This is a genomic window from Cereibacter sediminicola (assembly GCF_007668225.1).
GTDB classification, from domain to species: Bacteria; Pseudomonadota; Alphaproteobacteria; order Rhodobacterales; family Rhodobacteraceae; genus Cereibacter_A; species Cereibacter_A azotoformans.
The window spans coordinates 87,703-102,415 of sequence record NZ_VDEK01000005.1; the positions used below are offsets into that span (position 1 = coordinate 87,703).

Sequence of the window (14,713 nt, forward strand, 5' to 3'; positions counted from 1 at the left end):
AGGCGCTTACCGGTCCTTTCTGAGGAGAATTACTTCAAGTCGATTGTTTCGGACCGCCGTGGGATCAGGCGTGGCGGGCTTGCGATCCGCGAAGCCCGAAATCCTTTGCGTCCGTTCACCCGGGAGTCCCGCCGATTCGATCAGTTCCCGCATCCGCTGGGCCCGGACCGCCGAGAGGTCCCAGGCGGGGTTGCGGATGAGGGTGATCGGATAGCTCCGCACATGGCCGCTCACCGCGATCCTGTTGGTGGTGATCGGCAGAACCTCGGCCAGAAGTCGCGCGATCTGCGGCAGGATCGGCTCGGGCTGGTCGGTATCGCCAAAGAACAGCGGCACGTCCGGCAGGTCGAAGATCTCGATCACGAGTCCCTCGTCGGTGATCCGCGTCACGATATGGCGCAAGAGGCGCTCCATCGTCATGCTTTCGCCGGTGCGCGCCTTGAGCAGCTTCTCGACCCCTTCGAGACGCGCCTGCTCTTCCGCGGCTTCGCCCGTCTCTCCGCGTTCGCCGCGGGCCTTGTTCTCAGCCGTGGCGCGTTCGTCCACGGCGCCGGTGCCCGTCTGGGTCATCGTCCGGTCGTGAAAGACGGAATCGCCGCCAAAGGCCCCGTCGCCCCCACCAGAGACCCGGTTCATCGGAATTGTCGGATTGAAGTAATCCGCCAGACCCTTGCGCTGTTTTTCCGTCGTCGCGTTCAGCAGCCACATCAAAAGGAAGAAGGCCATCATGGCCGTCACGAAGTCGGCATAGGCAACCTTCCAGGCACCGCCATGATGCCCGCCGCCCTGCACGACCTTCTTCCGTTTGATGACGACTGGCGCAGCATTTGACTGCCCGGCCATTCCGTCCACCCGTTCCTACACACCCGGGTCCGAGACTAGAGGCGTCGGATGAATGGCGCCTTAACCGGCGGGATTTTAATCGTTCAACGGAGAAGGCCGGCAGGCCAGCGCGATCCGCGTGTCAAGGCCGATGGTGGCGTAATCGGCGTGGAAGCGCCGCGCGGCGGCCCGGCTGAGCCCTGCCTCGAGCCGGATGTTGTGCAGCCCGGCCGCGGCCGAAAGCCGGGCCCGTTCGATCCGGGCCCGGCTGGCAAGGAAATCCGCCAGGTCCGGCCGCGCCAGACCGCCCCCACCGGCAAGAAACAGGTCAAATCGCTGAAAGTCGCGGTTCAGGGCCTCGACGATGTCGCCGTGCCGGGCCGTCACCAGCCGGGCCGTCCGCGTGTCCAGGGCGGCACCGACCGCACCGCTGAACGGGCAAGGCGAAAGCCCCAGCCGGCGCAGCAACCGCGAGAGGCCGGGGCTCAGGGCGCGCTCCGGCCTCAGGAACAGGTCGAACCTTGCGGCATAGGGGTTCGAGAGGACGATGCGCAGGCTCCGGTCACGGCGGAAGGCCTGGCGCAGGGCCTCGGCCTCGCGGCGGCAAAGGCTGAGCACCAGCCCCTGGCAATCGGTCAGCGCCTCGCGCACCTCGGGGCAGGGCCGGCGCAGATGCGCCGCGACCCGCGCGACGGTGCCCTCGGACGGGCGGCGGACCGGCTGGATCGCCAGCTCGACCATCGCCGGAACGTCGGGAGCGCCCACGGGATCCAGCCGCACCTTCACGCCCAGCGCGTCGAGCAGCGGCCCCAGCCGCTCTGCCTGCGCAACGGGCACCGACTCGGCCAGCACGCCGCCCTCGCGGGCCAGCAGGCGGCTGGCGAGGGAACGGTCCAGGCCCAGATGCTGCACCAGAAGGCCGGCCGCAATGGAGGACCGCTGCGGCGCGGACAGGAGAGTTACACGCACTCGGCACGACGATGTCACTGTGGCAGACATGGCTTGCTCCCTGTTTCTCTGCGGTCAGCTTGCCTCCGACGGTGTGACTTCACCGTAACGGACACGTCAAACATGCGTCAAACCGCCAGATCAATGATCCGCCCCGAAATCGCCGCTCCGTTCGTGCGACAAAACCGCGGCCTGTCCGGCTAGGTCTCCGCAAGGGCGGCCCTCACGAGGGCGCCCGCGTCCGGCAGGCCGGCGCCGAAGAAGGCGGCATGCCCGAGGTGATGCTCGTCGTCGGCGTTCATCGTGTCGGGCGTGAGGGGACGGCAACCCGGCTCGACCACGGACGCGGTCGAGGAGCATCGGACGAGCAGCCGCTTGATCTGCAATCCGTCGAGCGGGGCCTTGCCTGCAGCCCGCCGCGCGCGCTGCACCAGGGCCACCAGCCCGCCGATCAGCGCGGAGGCCCCGGATGTGCCCCCGAAGGCGGTGTAGTAGCCCCCGCCCAGCCCCGGATTGCCCTGGGCAGGCATGACCGAGGACCAGGGTCGAGAGCCGCTCTCATAGCCGAAGACGCCGGGAAGGTCGGTCGTCACCAGTGCGAACGGGCAGAAGACATGCTCCTTGCCGGCGCCCACGGAATGATCGTGCAGCGCGATCAGCGGGTCGAACCGGTTCAACCGCATCTGGTGCCGGTTGTAGACGGGGTAGTCGTCCGCAGGCGCCACCAGCGTCAGCCGCTCGCCGTAACTGGAATAGCCCGCTCGCAGCCCCTCGGCCGTCACGGCGCCAATGGCCATGATGCCGTTCGAATCGTCGGCCAGACTGGCCGGATAGATCAGCTGGCTCTCGCCGTCGTTCCCCGCGGCACAGATCACCGGAATGTGGCACGAGATGGCCTGCATCAGATGGCTGAGGATCTTCCACGGCCGGTCGGGCTGAAACCCCGGCTGCGCCGCGAAGGGATCGCCCACCCCGTTCCCAAGCACCTCCAGCCTTGCGAACAGGTCGGCCGCATGACGGCTCTTCCAGGTCTCGAGGTCGGCCTTCAGATCCTCCTTCGGCCGCAGCGGGCCGCGCACCGGGTCGGGCAGGCCGCGCGGCAGCACGATCACATCGACCTTGTGCTGCCAGGCATAGAGAAAGGCGTTGATGTACTGGTAGGGATCGCTCTCGAACGAGGTGCGGATCGAGATCAGGCGCGAGAAGGGGTCCACCCCGAAATAGGGCAGCAGATTGCCATTCGGACTGGGCTCACCATGCGGAAAGGCCTGTTCAGGCGGAAGCGGCTCGGCCGAACCCGGCGCCACCGCCGCAGGCTCGCCGACGATCAGTCCGGCACAGGCGGTGCCATGCGCCGAAAAGCTCTCGTCGCCATCGGACAACGGGCGTGTCACACCCCGCGACTGGCGCAGATCCTCAACCAGGGCCTCAAGGAAATCCTGCTCGTGGGACGAGAGCTGCAGCGGATGCAGCCCGTCAAGATCCAGATCCCGGAAGAAGGCCCGCCGCCCTTCGCGCGTCCAGGGCGTGGCCTGCCCCAGGGCAACGCTCTGCGCGCCGTACCGATGGGTCGTGAAGTCGATCGAGCGGTCGGCATCGACGCGGCTTGCGAGATTTGGGTGGGTGCGGCTGACGCCCGTATCGATCAGGGCCACCGTCGCCGTGCCGCCCTTGATCCGGTCCCAGACCGTCGAGCGGATCCGGGGCGCGGGCACTTCGCGCAGCGCACTCTCCGAGAGCGGCGGGAGCGGGTCCATCACCGGGCCAAAGTCCGCGTTTATCACCTTCAGCGCCGCAAGGTGCCAGAGCCAGTAATAGCGGGGCGCAACCGGGCGGGTCATCGTCTGCCGTTCCATGTCAATGCCACTCCGACTGGGCCGCGAGGAAGCCGGCGGCAAAGGCATCGCGCAGGTAGGGCGCGAAGCGGCGTGCCAGCTCCTTTCCCGCCTGCGTGTCCGACGGATAGTGCAGCCCCGCCCACTCCCGGTTCTCGGCCACGTTCTGGGCGATGCGCTGCAGTTCCTCGGTGGCCGGATGCTCGGGCAGGATCGCGTTGAAGGCGAACACGATCGAATGGGCCTGGAAGGCGTGGTTCGAGGGGAAGCTCTGGTGCGCGGGCACCGACAGCAGCGGCCGCAGGCGGGGCTCGACCACATTCGGCCGGTCGCGGTCGATCCGGCCCTTGTAGAGCAGCCCGACATATTCCGTGGCCTGCAGGATGTTCAGGAACAGCCCCTCGGTCGCCTCGTATCCCGCCACCTCCGAGATGCCGAGCGGGCGCAGGAACTCCTCGACCGAAAAGGCGGCCTGCGCCTCGATGTCGGGCAGCCGCCGCATCCGCTCGGCGTCGCGGGTCTGCATGGCAAGCAGCACGGCCGTCTCGAGCCGTGTGAAGTCGGGCCCCGGTGGAAGGCAGATGTCGAGACATTCCCACACGAAGCGCCGCGCCACCGTGAAGGGGTCGGCTTCGGGCAGCTGATGCAGGCGCCGCAACTCCAGTGCGGGCATGAGGCTGGAGAGCGCAGCTCCCCCGCCGCCGGCCCCCGCCATCTTGTTCTTGTTCTTGTTTTTATTCTTGTTCTTGTTCAGCGAGGACTTGTTCCGCACCGACTTGTTCAGGGCCGACAATGCGGCCCCTCCCATCGGCACATCGCCCACGGCCGAGCCGTCGGCCCCCACCGGATGCGCGGGCCCACCGTCCAGCGGCAGCACGCGCTCGGCGTTCACTTCATAGGGATGGCGGTTCAGAAAGGCCGCCACGCCCCCTCCTCCGGGTTCACACATCCCTCATCCTCCGCAAGATGTTCGGTTCAGTGCCTGCGCACGCCGGCCTTCATCAGCCCGTCCAGGAAATGCCGTCCTCCCTCGGTGTCGAGGCCGGGGTAGCCCGCCTCGCGCAACGAGGCGATCGAGAAGTTCGGCTCGACCTGCAACAGCCGCTCAAGGAACAGCCGCGCCTCGTCGGGCCGGTCGAGATGGGCGTTCGAGGAGACAAGCACCCGCAGCAACGAGTTGAAGTCCGGCCGTTCGGCCAGCGCCGACTGGCCGGCGTCAATGGCTGTCCGGTGATCGCCCGAGAAGTTGCCGGTGATCGCGCGCGTCGTCTCGAAATAGTAGCGGTGCGGGCTGAAGGCCCCCAGATGCCGCGCCCAGCGCGCCATGGCCAGCGCCCGCTTCGGCTGACCCGCATAGGCGTGCAGCATGGCATACAGATCCCACGCCAGCGTCTGCGCCGGATTGACCCGCAAGGACTGCTCGAACAGCGCCGCGGCATAGTCGAATTCGCCGAACAGGTAGGAGTGGATGTGGCCGACCAGCGCCGACACCAGCGCGTTGTTCGGCTCGAGCGCAAGTGCCCGGCGGGCGAGGTGCTGCGTCTCCTCGATCAGCGGCGCGTCGGCGGGGTTGAACCGCTGGCCCACGCGGAAGGTGTTCAGGAAGGCCAGCCAGGCGTAACCCTGCGCGGTGGGCGTCCGGTCGAGATGCCGGCGCAGGATCTGTTCCGAACGGTCCAGATCACCGCGCGCCAGCCGGAACATCGAGGCCACCGCGGCGGCGATGCGGCCGTCGGCCTCGGCCGCCTCTCCTCCCTGCCGGCGGAGGAAATACAGCATGGCCTCCTCCGTGGCGCGCACGATCAGCGGCATGACGAAACTCGCCTCGGTGGCCACTTCCCGGCGGGGCACCACCATCTCGTCGGCCCAGACCAGCCCGTTGTCCGCCGGGTTCTGCAGCACGATCCCGAGACGGAAATAGCTGACGTCCGCCAGGACACGGACCTGAACGCTCAGGTGGATCAGCTCGGGCAGCCGTGCCGCAAGCGCGCCTCCGGCCAGGCCGGTTTCGCCGAACCCCAGGGGCCCCATCTCCACGAGGCGCAGGTCGCCGGTCTCCATCAGCGCGCGGCGCAACGCACGCTGCACGTCGGCCTGCAGCACTGCCGCCGCGGGATCACCGCCGAGGATGACGGGGGGCATCATCGCCACGCGCCAGCCCGCCTCATCCTCCTGCCGGAGCAGACCCTGCGGCGGCACCTGCGGCATCGCCGGGGGCGAGGTGCGCGGCACGGCCTGCGAGGCCTCGCGGCGCGCCTCGGACGGCGCGGGCCGCGGGGCAAGGTCAGCCTCGAATCCCGCCTCCTCCAGCCGGGCGAACCAGCTCTGCCGTTCGAGCGACAGCCAGTCCTCGAACTCGGGATCGCGCACGTCGATCCCCTCGAGGAAATGTTCGGTCGTGCCCGCCTCCTCTCCCCGCCGCTCGCGCGAGGCGAACTCGAGCGCATCGACCGACACCGCCGCCAGATCGAGCGAGACGGTGTTCTTGTCGGCCGTCAGCACATGGGCCGCGCGCGGCCCCAGTGACTTGCGGATATCGAGCAGCGCCTGCCGAAGGCTCGCGGAAGCCTGATCCTCGCCACGATCGCTCCAGAGCTTGTCCCGCAGCCACACGCGCGAGCGCGAGCCACGGGGTGCCACCGCCAGCATGGCAAGGATCGCTCGTGACTTGCGGGATTTCGGAGTCAGCTCCTCGCCTTCGGGCCCCAGCAGGGTGAAGGGCCCGAAGAGATACATCCGCAAGGCAGGAGGCACGCCCGTCATCCGGTCAACCACCACTCCGCAGGACGGAGCCCCGGCATCCGTCCGATCACGACAGAGTGACCGAGGGACGGGCTCGGGTAAAGCAGTAACGCGAATGACCGGCGCGGGCCGACGAGCGGCGGCCGCGATGGCACAGGACAACATCCCGTCCCTCCTTGACGACTTCGGAAACGATCCTTAGCCCCTGCGCGTGATCGAGGCGTCAAGCGAACGTCAAAGACGGCCGCGCGCCCGCCAATCCTGATTTCGAAAGGGAACCCCATGCCCCTGATCCTCCGCGGCGCCAGGATCTTCGACGGGTTCTCCTTCCGCGAGGGCGCGCTCGTGCTGCGCGAGGGCAAGGTGGTCGAGATCCTTCCGCCGGGCGCGGTGGCGGGCGGGCCGGTCGAGGAGATCGAGGGCATCCTCGCCCCCGGCCTGATCGACCTTCAGGTGAATGGCAGCGGTGGCGTCACGCTCGACGGCACGGCCACTCCTGCAACCTTCGCCCGGATCTGCGACAGCCAGGAGGCTCTGGGCGTCCTTCATGTCCTTCCCACGCTCATCACCGACCGGCCCGAAGCCGTCGCGCGCGTCATCGGGGCCGCACGGGACGCAGCCGGCACGCCCGGCCTCCTTGGCCTCCATCTGGAGGGGCCGCACCTCGATCCTGCACGGAAGGGCGCGCACGACGGCAGCCTCATCCGCCCGATGGAAGAGGCGGACCTCGCACTCTACCTCGCCGCGGCCCGAACCCTGCCCCGGCTCATGCTGACCCTCTCGCCGGCTGCGGCCAGCGCGCGGCAGATCGCAGCCCTCGCCGCGGCGGGCATCGTCGTGAGTCTCGGACACACCGACTGCACGATGGCCGAGGCGCGTGCCGCCTTCGCCGCGGGCGCCTCCTGCGTCACCCACCTGTTCAACGCCATGAGCGCCCTCGGCCACCGCGCGCCCGGTCTGCCGGGCGCGGCCCTCACCTCGGCGGTGCCCACGGGCCTCATTGCCGACGGCCGCCATGTGGCCCCCGAGGTGATCCGCATCGCGCTTGCCGCCAAGCCCGAGGGGCTCTTCCTCGTCTCGGACTGCATGGCGGTGGCGGGCACCGACCTCGACGAGTTCGAGCTCAACGGCCGGCGCATCCTCCGCCGCGACGGCCAGCTCACGCTCGCCTCCGGCACGCTCGCCGGCGCCGACCTGACGCTGCCCGCCGCGATCCGCAACCTGTTGCGCTTCGGCGCCCCCATCGAGCGCGCGCTGACCATGGCGACCTCGGCCCCGGCCCGCGCGATCGGCCGCCCCGATCTCGGCCGTATCGCGCCCGGCACGCCCGCCGACCTCGTGCTCCTCACGCCCGACCTGCGCCCCACCGGCATCTGGCGCGCCGGCGTCAGGCGAGAGCTTCCGTCTCGACCCTGAGCCAGTCCCGGAAGGCGGCAAGCGGCGGGTGGTCTCCGCGGTCCTCGGGCCAGACCAGCCAGTAGGCGTGCCGCCCCTCGACCGCCCCACCGAAGGCCGGCGCGAGCACCCCCTCGGCCAGCGCCGGTCCGGCCAGGAACTCCGGCAGGAGCGCCACGCCGATCCCGTGGATCGCCGCCTGCATCATGGTGGCGAACTGGTCGAACACCATCCCGCGCGGCACCGCCGCCGTCACCCCATGATGCGCAAACCACCCCGTCCATCCCCGCGGCCGCGTCTCGAGCGTCAGAAGCGGCAGGCCCAGCAGGTCCGCAGCCCCCGCCACGGGATGCGCGGCAAGGAACTCCGGCGCCGCGACCGCCACCACCCCCTCGCCAAAGAGCCGCATGTGCCCGGCCCTCGGCCAGGTCGGGCTGCCGAAGTGGATCGCGGCGTCGAACTCCTCGCCCTCGAACTCGAACGGCTTCAGCCGGGTGGCGAGGTTGATCGTCACCCCCGGATGCGCCCTCAGAAACCCCGGCAGACGCGGAGCCAGCCAGTGCGTCCCGAAGGTCGGCAGGATCGCCAGCGACAGAACCCCGCCGTCCGGGTCCGAGGCCAGCCGCAGCGAGGCCCGCCCGATGATGTCGAGCGCGCGCCGCACCTCGGCCGCATAGGCCAGCGCCGCCTGCGTGGGCTTCAGCCGCTTCCGCTGCCGCTGGAAAAGCGCCACGCCCAGCTGCTCCTCGAGCCCCTGCACCAGCCGGCTCACCGTGCCCTGCGTCAGATCCAGCTCGCGCGCGGCCGCCGCGGTCGAGCCCGTCCGCGTCACCGCCTCGAAGGCCGCAAGCTGCCCCACCGGGGGCAGGTAGCGCCGCGCAAAAGCCACTTGATGCACTCCCTGCATGAACTCCGGCGAAATTAGCGTTATCCTCGGCCGGCATGAAGCGGTATCTGCCCGCAAACCGCATATCTCCGGAGGACGCCATGAAGGACCTGAAGGCCAAGGATGCCCCCGATCTCGGCCGCTTCGACTGGGAGGACCCCTTCCGCATGGAGCTTCAGCTTTCGGAAGAAGAGCGGATGCTCCGCGACGGCGCCCGCGCCTACGCACAAGAGCGGCTGATGCCGCGCGTGACCGCCGCCTACCGCGAGGAACAGACCGATCCCGCCATCTTCCGCGAGATGGGCGAGATGGGCCTGCTCGGCGCCACAGTGCCCGAGGAGTACGGCGGGCTCGGCGCCTCCTACGTCTCCTACGGCCTCATCGCGCGCGAGATCGAGCGGGTGGATTCCGGTTACCGCTCGATGATGTCGGTGCAATCCTCGCTCGTGATGTATCCGATCTACGCTTACGGGTCCGAAGAACAGCGCCGCCGCTATCTGCCCGGTCTCGCGACGGGCGCGCTCATCGGCTGCTTCGGCCTGACCGAGCCTGACGCAGGTTCCGATCCTGCCGGCATGAAGACCACGGCCCGCAAGACCGCCACGGGCTACGTCCTGCACGGCTCGAAGATGTGGATCTCGAACGCCCCCATCGCCGATGTCTTCGTCGTCTGGGCCAAGTCCGAGGCGCACGGCGGCAAGATCCGCGGCTTCGTGCTCGAGAAGGGGATGAAGGGCCTCTCGGCACCCAGGATCGGCGGCAAGCTCTCCTTGCGCGCCTCGATCACCGGCGAGATCGTGATGGATGCGGTCGAGGTCGGCGAGGAGGCCCTCCTGCCCGGTGTCGAAGGGCTCAAGGGCCCGTTCGGCTGCCTCAACCGCGCCCGCTACGGCATCAGCTGGGGCGTGCTCGGCGCGGCCGAGGCCTGCCTCCATGCCGCGCGCCAGTATGGCCTCGACCGCCGGCAATTCGGCCGCCCGCTGGCCCAGACCCAGCTCTACCAGCTCAAGCTCGCCAACATGATGACCGACATCGCGCTGGGGGCGCAGGCCAGCCTCCGCGTCGGCCGCCTCCTCGACGAGGCCAACGCCGCGCCCGAGATGATCTCGATCGTTAAGCGCAACAACTGCGGCAAGGCGCTCGAGGCCGCGCGCCACGCCCGCGACATGCACGGCGGCAACGGCATCCAGGAGGATTTCCACGTCATGCGCCACATGGCGAACCTCGAGACGGTGAACACCTACGAGGGCACCCACGACGTCCATGCCCTCATCCTCGGCCGCGCGATTACCGGGCTGCAGGCCTTCTTCTGACGTTCATTCTCGCAAAAATATCCCCGCCGGAGGCTCCGACCGTTCCCCGGAGCCTCCGCCGGACGGAAAGGCCCCATGCCCCGCTCCCTCATCGTCCATGAGAATTTCCTGTCCCGCGTGAAGGCCCGCGACCTGCCGGCGGGCGCCCCACCCACCCCGGGCCTCGCGCCGCACGAGATGGTGGCGCTCTTCCGCAGCCAGTGCCTGTCACGCGCGCTCGACCGGACCAGCCGGGCGATGCAGAAGGCGGGGCAGGGCTTCTACACGATCGGCTCCTCGGGGCACGAGGGGATGGCGGCCGTCGCCCATGCGCTGCGCCCGACCGACATGGCCTTCCTGCATTACCGTGACGCGGCCTTCCAGATCGCCCGCGCGGCGCAGCTCGGCCAGAGCATCGCCTGGGACATGCTCCTGTCCTTCGCCTCCTCCTCCGAGGACCCGATCTCGGGCGGGCGCCACAAGGTGCTGGGCTCGAAGGCGCTCGCCATTCCGCCCCAGACCTCGACCATCGCGAGCCACCTGCCGAAGGCGGTGGGCGCCGCCTATTCGCTGGGACTGGCCCGGCGCCGCCCGCCGGAACACCGCGCCCTGCCCGAGGATGCGCTGGTGATGGCGAGCTTCGGCGACGCCTCGGCCAACCATTCCACGGCGCAGGGCGCCTTCAACACCGCGGGCTGGACCGCCTTCCAGTCGGTGCCGCTGCCGCTCCTCTTCGTCTGCGAGGACAACGGCATCGGAATCTCGACCAGGACCCCGCGCGGCTGGATCGAGGCGAGCTTCCGCGCCCGCCCCGGCCTGCGCTACTTCCGCGCCAACGGGCTCGACATTACGGAGGCTTACGCCGTGGCGGCCGAGGCCGCGGCCTATGTCCGCAGCCGCCGCAAGCCTGCCTTCCTGCATCTGGGAACGGTCCGCCTTTATGGCCATGCCGGGGCGGACCTGCCCACCACCTACATGAGCCGCGAGGAGGTCGAGGCCGAGGAGGCCAACGATCCGCTGCTCCATTCCGTCCGGCTGATGGAGGACGCGGGCGCGCTGTCGCCCGATGAGGCGCTGGCGATCTATCTCGAGACGCAGGAGCGGGTGGACCGTGTGGCCGCCGAAGCCGTCACCCGGCCGCGCCTGAAGGCGGCCGCTGACGTGATGGCAAGCCTGATCCCCCCGCCGCGGACCTGCGCGCCCACCAACGGCCCCTCGTCCGAGGCCCGCGCCGCGGCCTTCGGAGCCGACCTCAAGGCGATGGCCGAGCCGCAGCCGATGAGCCGCCTCATCAACTGGGCGCTCACCGACCTCATGCTCGCGCACCCCGAGATCGTGCTGATGGGTGAGGATGTGGGCCGCAAGGGCGGGGTCTATGGCGTGACCCAGAAGCTCCAGACCCGCTTCGGCTGCGACCGGGTGATCGACACGCTGCTCGACGAACAATCCATCCTCGGCCTTGGGATCGGCATGGCCCACAACGGCTTCCTGCCCATCCCCGAGATCCAGTTCCTCGCCTATCTCCACAACGCCGAGGACCAGATCCGCGGCGAGGCGGCCACCCTGCCCTTCTTCTCGAACGGACAATACACCAACCCGATGGTCCTTCGGATCGCGGGGCTCGGCTACCAGAAGGGCTTCGGCGGCCATTTCCACAATGACAATTCCATCGCCGTCCTACGTGACATTCCGGGGCTGATCCTCGCCTGCCCCTCGGACGGGGCCGAGGCAGCGATGATGCTGCGCGAATGCGTGCGGCTCGCCCGCGAGGAGCAGCGGTTGGTGGTCTTCCTGGAACCCATCGCGCTCTATCCGATGCGCGATCTGACGGAGGAGAAGGACGGGGGCTGGATGCGGACCTATCCCGACCCGTCGCAGCGCATCCCCTTCGGCGAGATCGGGTGCCACGGCGAGGGTCAGGATTTGGCCATCGTGACCTTCGGCAACGGCATGTATCTGTCGCAGCAGGCGAATTTCACGCTTCGCGAAAATGGGGTGGCCGCACGGATCCTCGACCTGCGCTGGCTCGCTCCCCTGCCGCTCGAGGCGATGCTCGAGGCCACGCGCGACTGCCGCGCCGTCCTCGTGGTGGACGAATGCCGCCGCTCGGCCGGTGGGCCGGCCGAGGCGCTGATGACGGCGCTGGCCGAGGCGGGCCGCACCCGCATCGCCCGCGTCACGGCCGAGGACAGCTTCATCGCCACCGGCCCCGCCTATGCCGCGACCCTGCCCTCGGCCGCTGGGATCGCCGAAGCGGCGCTTGCGCTGGTGCGGGCATGAGGGTCGTCGTCGTCTGCCCCGGCCGCGGCACCTACACCAAGACCGAACTCGGCTCGCTCGGCCGGCTCCATCCCGACAAGGCCGCGCTCTTCGCCCGGTTCGACGCCCAGCGCCGGGCCGAGGGGCAGGAGACGCTGGCCGATCTCGACGGGGCCGCCAGCTATTCCGTCGCGCGCCACACCCGGGGCGACAACGCCTCGGCGCTGATCTACGCGGCGAGCTACGCGGACTTCCTGTCGCTGTCGGGCGTCGAGGTGGTGGCCGTCACCGGCAATTCGATGGGCTGGTACACGGCGCTGGCCTGCGGCGGCGCCCTCTCGGACGAGGACGGCTTCCGGGTCGTCAACACGATGGGCAGGCTGATGCAGGAGGCGCTGATCGGCGGCCAGATCGTCCATCCGGCGATGGGCGAGGACTGGCGGCCCGACCCCGACCGCCGCGCGCAACTGCTGGAGAAGGTGGCCGAGATCGACGCCCGCCCGGGCCGCACCCTCGGCCTCTCCATCGCGCTCGGCGGGATGCTGGTGCTGGCGGGCAATGCCGAAGGGCTGGCCGATTTCGAGGCCGAGGTGCCGCCCGAGCAGGGCCGCTTTCCGATGCGGCTGGCCAATCACGCGGCCTTCCACACCGCCCTTCAGGCGCCGGTCGCCGCGCGCGGGCAGGCGGCGCTGCCCGGACAGCTGTTCCGCCAGCCCCGGCTGCCGCTGATCGACGGGCGCGGCGCGGTCTGGTGGCCCAGGGCCACCGACGAGGCCGCGCTGCGGGCCTATACGCTTGGCCATCAGGTCACGGAGCCCTACGACTTCACCCGCGCCATCACGGTCGCAGCGCGCGAGTTCGCGCCCGACGCCTTCGTGGTGCTCGGCCCCGGCACCACGCTGGGCGGCGCCGTCGCCCAGAGCTTGATCCTCGCCGATTGGCGCGGGATGAAGGACCGCAAGGATTTCCAGACCCGGCAGGCCGAGAGCCCTCTCCTCATCGCGATGGGGCGCGAGGACCAGCGCGGGCTCGTCACAGGAGGACCCACATGACAGATCTGTTCACCGCCCTCGGCATCGCGGACGAAGCGACGGGAGGGAGCCTCTCCGTCCGGTCCCCCATCGACGGGGCCGAGATCGGCCGCGTCCGCACCACCGATCCCGCGGCGATGGAGGGCATGATCCTCAGGGCGCAGGAGGCGTTCCGCGTCTGGCGCGAGGTGCCCGCCCCCCGGCGCGGCGAGCTGGTCCGCCTGCTGGGCGAGGAACTGCGGGCGGCCAAGGACGACCTCGGCGCCCTCGTCACGCTCGAGGCGGGCAAGATCACCTCGGAGGGCCTCGGCGAGGTGCAGGAGATGATCGACATCTGCGACTTCGCCGTGGGCCTGTCGCGGCAGCTCTATGGCCTGACGATCGCCTCCGAGCGGCCGGGCCACCGGATGATGGAGACGTGGCACCCGATGGGGCCCTGCGCCGTCATCTCGGCCTTCAACTTCCCGGTCGCCGTCTGGTCGTGGAACGCGGCGCTGGCGCTGGTCTGCGGCAACCCGGTGATCTGGAAGCCGTCGGAAAAGACGCCGCTGACCGCCATCGCCTCGATGAAGATCCTCGAGCGGGCCCTGGCGCGTTTCGGGGATGCGCCCGAGGGGCTGGTGCAGCTGGCGATCGGAGGCCCCGAGATCGGCGAGGCGCTGGTGTCGTCCAGCGAGATCCCGATCGTCTCGGCCACGGGCTCGACCCGGATGGGGCGGATCGTCGGGCCCAGGGTGGCGGCCCGCTTCGGCCGCCCGATCCTCGAGCTGGGCGGCAACAACGCGATGATCGTGGCGCCCTCGGCCGATCTCGACATGGCGGTGCGCGCCATCGTCTTCTCGGCGGTGGGCACGGCCGGGCAACGCTGCACCTCGCTCCGGCGGCTGATCGTGCACCATTCGGTGCGCGAAGAGCTGGTGGGGCGGCTGGTCAAGGCCTACGGCTCGCTGAGGATCGGCGATCCGCGCGCAGAGGGAACCCTCGTGGGCCCGCTGATCGACGCGGACTCGCGCGACCGGATGGTGGCGGCGCTTGACCGGGCGCGGGCCGAAGGCGGCACCGTCCACGGTGGCCAGGTGGTCGAGGGCGTGCCGGGCGGCGCCTACATCCAGCCCGCGCTGGTCGAGATGCCCGCCCAGACCGGCGTCGTCCGCGAAGAAACCTTTGCGCCCATCCTTTATGTCATGGGCTACGAGACGCTGGATGAGGCCATCGCGCTGCAGAACGCCGTGCCGCAGGGCCTGTCTTCCTGCATCTTCACGCTGAACCTGCGCGAGGCCGAGGCCTTCGTCTCGGCGGCAGGGTCCGACTGCGGCATCGCCAACGTCAACATCGGCCCCTCGGGCGCCGAGATCGGCGGGGCCTTCGGCGGCGAGAAGGAAACGGGCGGCGGGCGCGAGAGCGGGTCGGACGCCTGGCGCGGCTACATGCGGCGGCAGACGAACACGATCAACTGGTCGGCGGCGCTGCCGCTGGCCCAGGGGGTCCGGTTCGACATCTGAC

11 protein-coding genes are annotated in these 14,713 nt (G+C 69.8%); 5 read left to right on the top strand and 6 right to left on the bottom strand.

Annotated elements, in window-relative coordinates; genetic code table 11:
* Window positions 1–6: 6 nt before the first annotated feature.
* The 5 genes from FG154_RS05405 to FG154_RS05425 all read right to left on the bottom strand — a co-directional run bounded on the left by FG154_RS05405 (window position 7) and on the right by FG154_RS05425 (window position 6,341).
* Window positions 7–843 carry a flagellar motor protein MotB gene (locus FG154_RS05405; RefSeq protein WP_145105027.1) on the bottom strand — a complete coding sequence of 279 codons (837 nt, stop codon included), beginning with the start codon at window positions 841–843 and terminating at the stop codon, window positions 7–9.
* Between the two features lie 75 nt (window positions 844–918).
* Window positions 919–1,821, bottom strand: coding sequence for a hypothetical protein (locus FG154_RS05410; protein ID WP_145105028.1), 903 nt, complete (start codon window positions 1,819–1,821; stop codon window positions 919–921).
* A 149-nt stretch (window positions 1,822–1,970) separates the two neighbouring features.
* Window positions 1,971–3,626 carry a S8/S53 family peptidase gene (locus tag FG154_RS05415; RefSeq protein WP_145105030.1) on the bottom strand — a complete coding sequence of 552 codons (1,656 nt, stop codon included), beginning with the start codon at window positions 3,624–3,626 and terminating at the stop codon, window positions 1,971–1,973.
* 1 nt (window position 3,627) lies between these two features.
* Window positions 3,628–4,554: a phosphatase PAP2 family protein gene (locus FG154_RS05420; RefSeq protein ID WP_145105032.1), complete on the bottom strand. Its 927-nt coding sequence runs from the start codon at window positions 4,552–4,554 to the stop codon at window positions 3,628–3,630.
* A 26-nt stretch (window positions 4,555–4,580) separates the two neighbouring features.
* Entirely contained in the window at window positions 4,581–6,341 is a 1,761-nt protein-coding gene (locus tag FG154_RS05425; protein WP_425456834.1) for an AfsR/SARP family transcriptional regulator, read from the bottom strand.
* 288 nt (window positions 6,342–6,629) lie between these two features.
* Here FG154_RS05425 and nagA point away from each other — a divergent pair, with 288 nt between their 5' ends.
* Window positions 6,630–7,763: an N-acetylglucosamine-6-phosphate deacetylase gene (gene nagA, locus FG154_RS05430; protein ID WP_145105034.1), complete on the top strand. Its 1,134-nt coding sequence runs from the start codon at window positions 6,630–6,632 to the stop codon at window positions 7,761–7,763.
* Here nagA and FG154_RS05435 read toward each other — a convergent pair.
* Complete coding sequence (locus FG154_RS05435) at window positions 7,735–8,649, bottom strand: LysR family transcriptional regulator (protein WP_145105036.1); 915 nt, start codon at window positions 8,647–8,649, stop codon at window positions 7,735–7,737. The two genes, nagA and FG154_RS05435, sit on opposite strands and share 29 nt — an antisense overlap.
* Window positions 8,650–8,729: 80 nt before the next feature.
* Here FG154_RS05435 and FG154_RS05440 point away from each other — a divergent pair, with 80 nt between their 5' ends.
* The 4 genes from FG154_RS05440 (at window position 8,730) to amaB (ending at window position 14,712) form a co-directional block, all read left to right on the top strand.
* Complete coding sequence (locus tag FG154_RS05440) at window positions 8,730–9,941, top strand: acyl-CoA dehydrogenase (protein ID WP_145105038.1); 1,212 nt, start codon at window positions 8,730–8,732, stop codon at window positions 9,939–9,941.
* Between the two features lie 75 nt (window positions 9,942–10,016).
* Complete coding sequence (locus tag FG154_RS05445; protein ID WP_145105040.1) at window positions 10,017–12,200, top strand: thiamine pyrophosphate-dependent enzyme; 2,184 nt, start codon at window positions 10,017–10,019, stop codon at window positions 12,198–12,200.
* Window positions 12,197–13,231, top strand: a complete 1,035-nt coding sequence (locus tag FG154_RS05450) for an ACP S-malonyltransferase (RefSeq protein ID WP_145105042.1) — start codon at window positions 12,197–12,199, stop codon at window positions 13,229–13,231. The genes FG154_RS05445 and FG154_RS05450 overlap by 4 nt, the downstream gene beginning before the upstream one ends.
* Window positions 13,228–14,712: an L-piperidine-6-carboxylate dehydrogenase gene (gene amaB, locus FG154_RS05455; RefSeq protein WP_145105044.1), complete on the top strand. Its 1,485-nt coding sequence runs from the start codon at window positions 13,228–13,230 to the stop codon at window positions 14,710–14,712. Before FG154_RS05450 ends, amaB begins: the two co-directional genes overlap by 4 nt.
* Window position 14,713: the final 1 nt, after the last annotated feature.

Bases quoted from the DNA above. Each gene is read 5' to 3' on its own strand.
- FG154_RS05405 (WP_145105027.1), bottom strand. From the start codon at position 843: ATGGCCGGGCAGTCAAATGCTGCGCCAGTCGTCATCAAACGGAAGAAG.
- FG154_RS05410 (WP_145105028.1), bottom strand. From the start codon at position 1,821: ATGTCTGCCACAGTGACATCGTCGTGCCGAGTGCGTGTAACTCTCCTG.
- FG154_RS05415 (WP_145105030.1), bottom strand. From the start codon at position 3,626: ATGGAACGGCAGACGATGACCCGCCCGGTTGCGCCCCGCTATTACTGG.
- FG154_RS05420 (WP_145105032.1), bottom strand. From the start codon at position 4,554: ATGTGTGAACCCGGAGGAGGGGGCGTGGCGGCCTTTCTGAACCGCCAT.
- FG154_RS05425 (WP_425456834.1), bottom strand. From the start codon at position 6,341: ATGTATCTCTTCGGGCCCTTCACCCTGCTGGGGCCCGAAGGCGAGGAG.
- nagA (WP_145105034.1), top strand. From the start codon at position 6,630: ATGCCCCTGATCCTCCGCGGCGCCAGGATCTTCGACGGGTTCTCCTTC.
- FG154_RS05435 (WP_145105036.1), bottom strand. From the start codon at position 8,649: ATGCAGGGAGTGCATCAAGTGGCTTTTGCGCGGCGCTACCTGCCCCCG.
- FG154_RS05440 (WP_145105038.1), top strand. From the start codon at position 8,730: ATGAAGGACCTGAAGGCCAAGGATGCCCCCGATCTCGGCCGCTTCGAC.
- FG154_RS05445 (WP_145105040.1), top strand. From the start codon at position 10,017: ATGCCCCGCTCCCTCATCGTCCATGAGAATTTCCTGTCCCGCGTGAAG.
- FG154_RS05450 (WP_145105042.1), top strand. From the start codon at position 12,197: ATGAGGGTCGTCGTCGTCTGCCCCGGCCGCGGCACCTACACCAAGACC.
- amaB (WP_145105044.1), top strand. From the start codon at position 13,228: ATGACAGATCTGTTCACCGCCCTCGGCATCGCGGACGAAGCGACGGGA.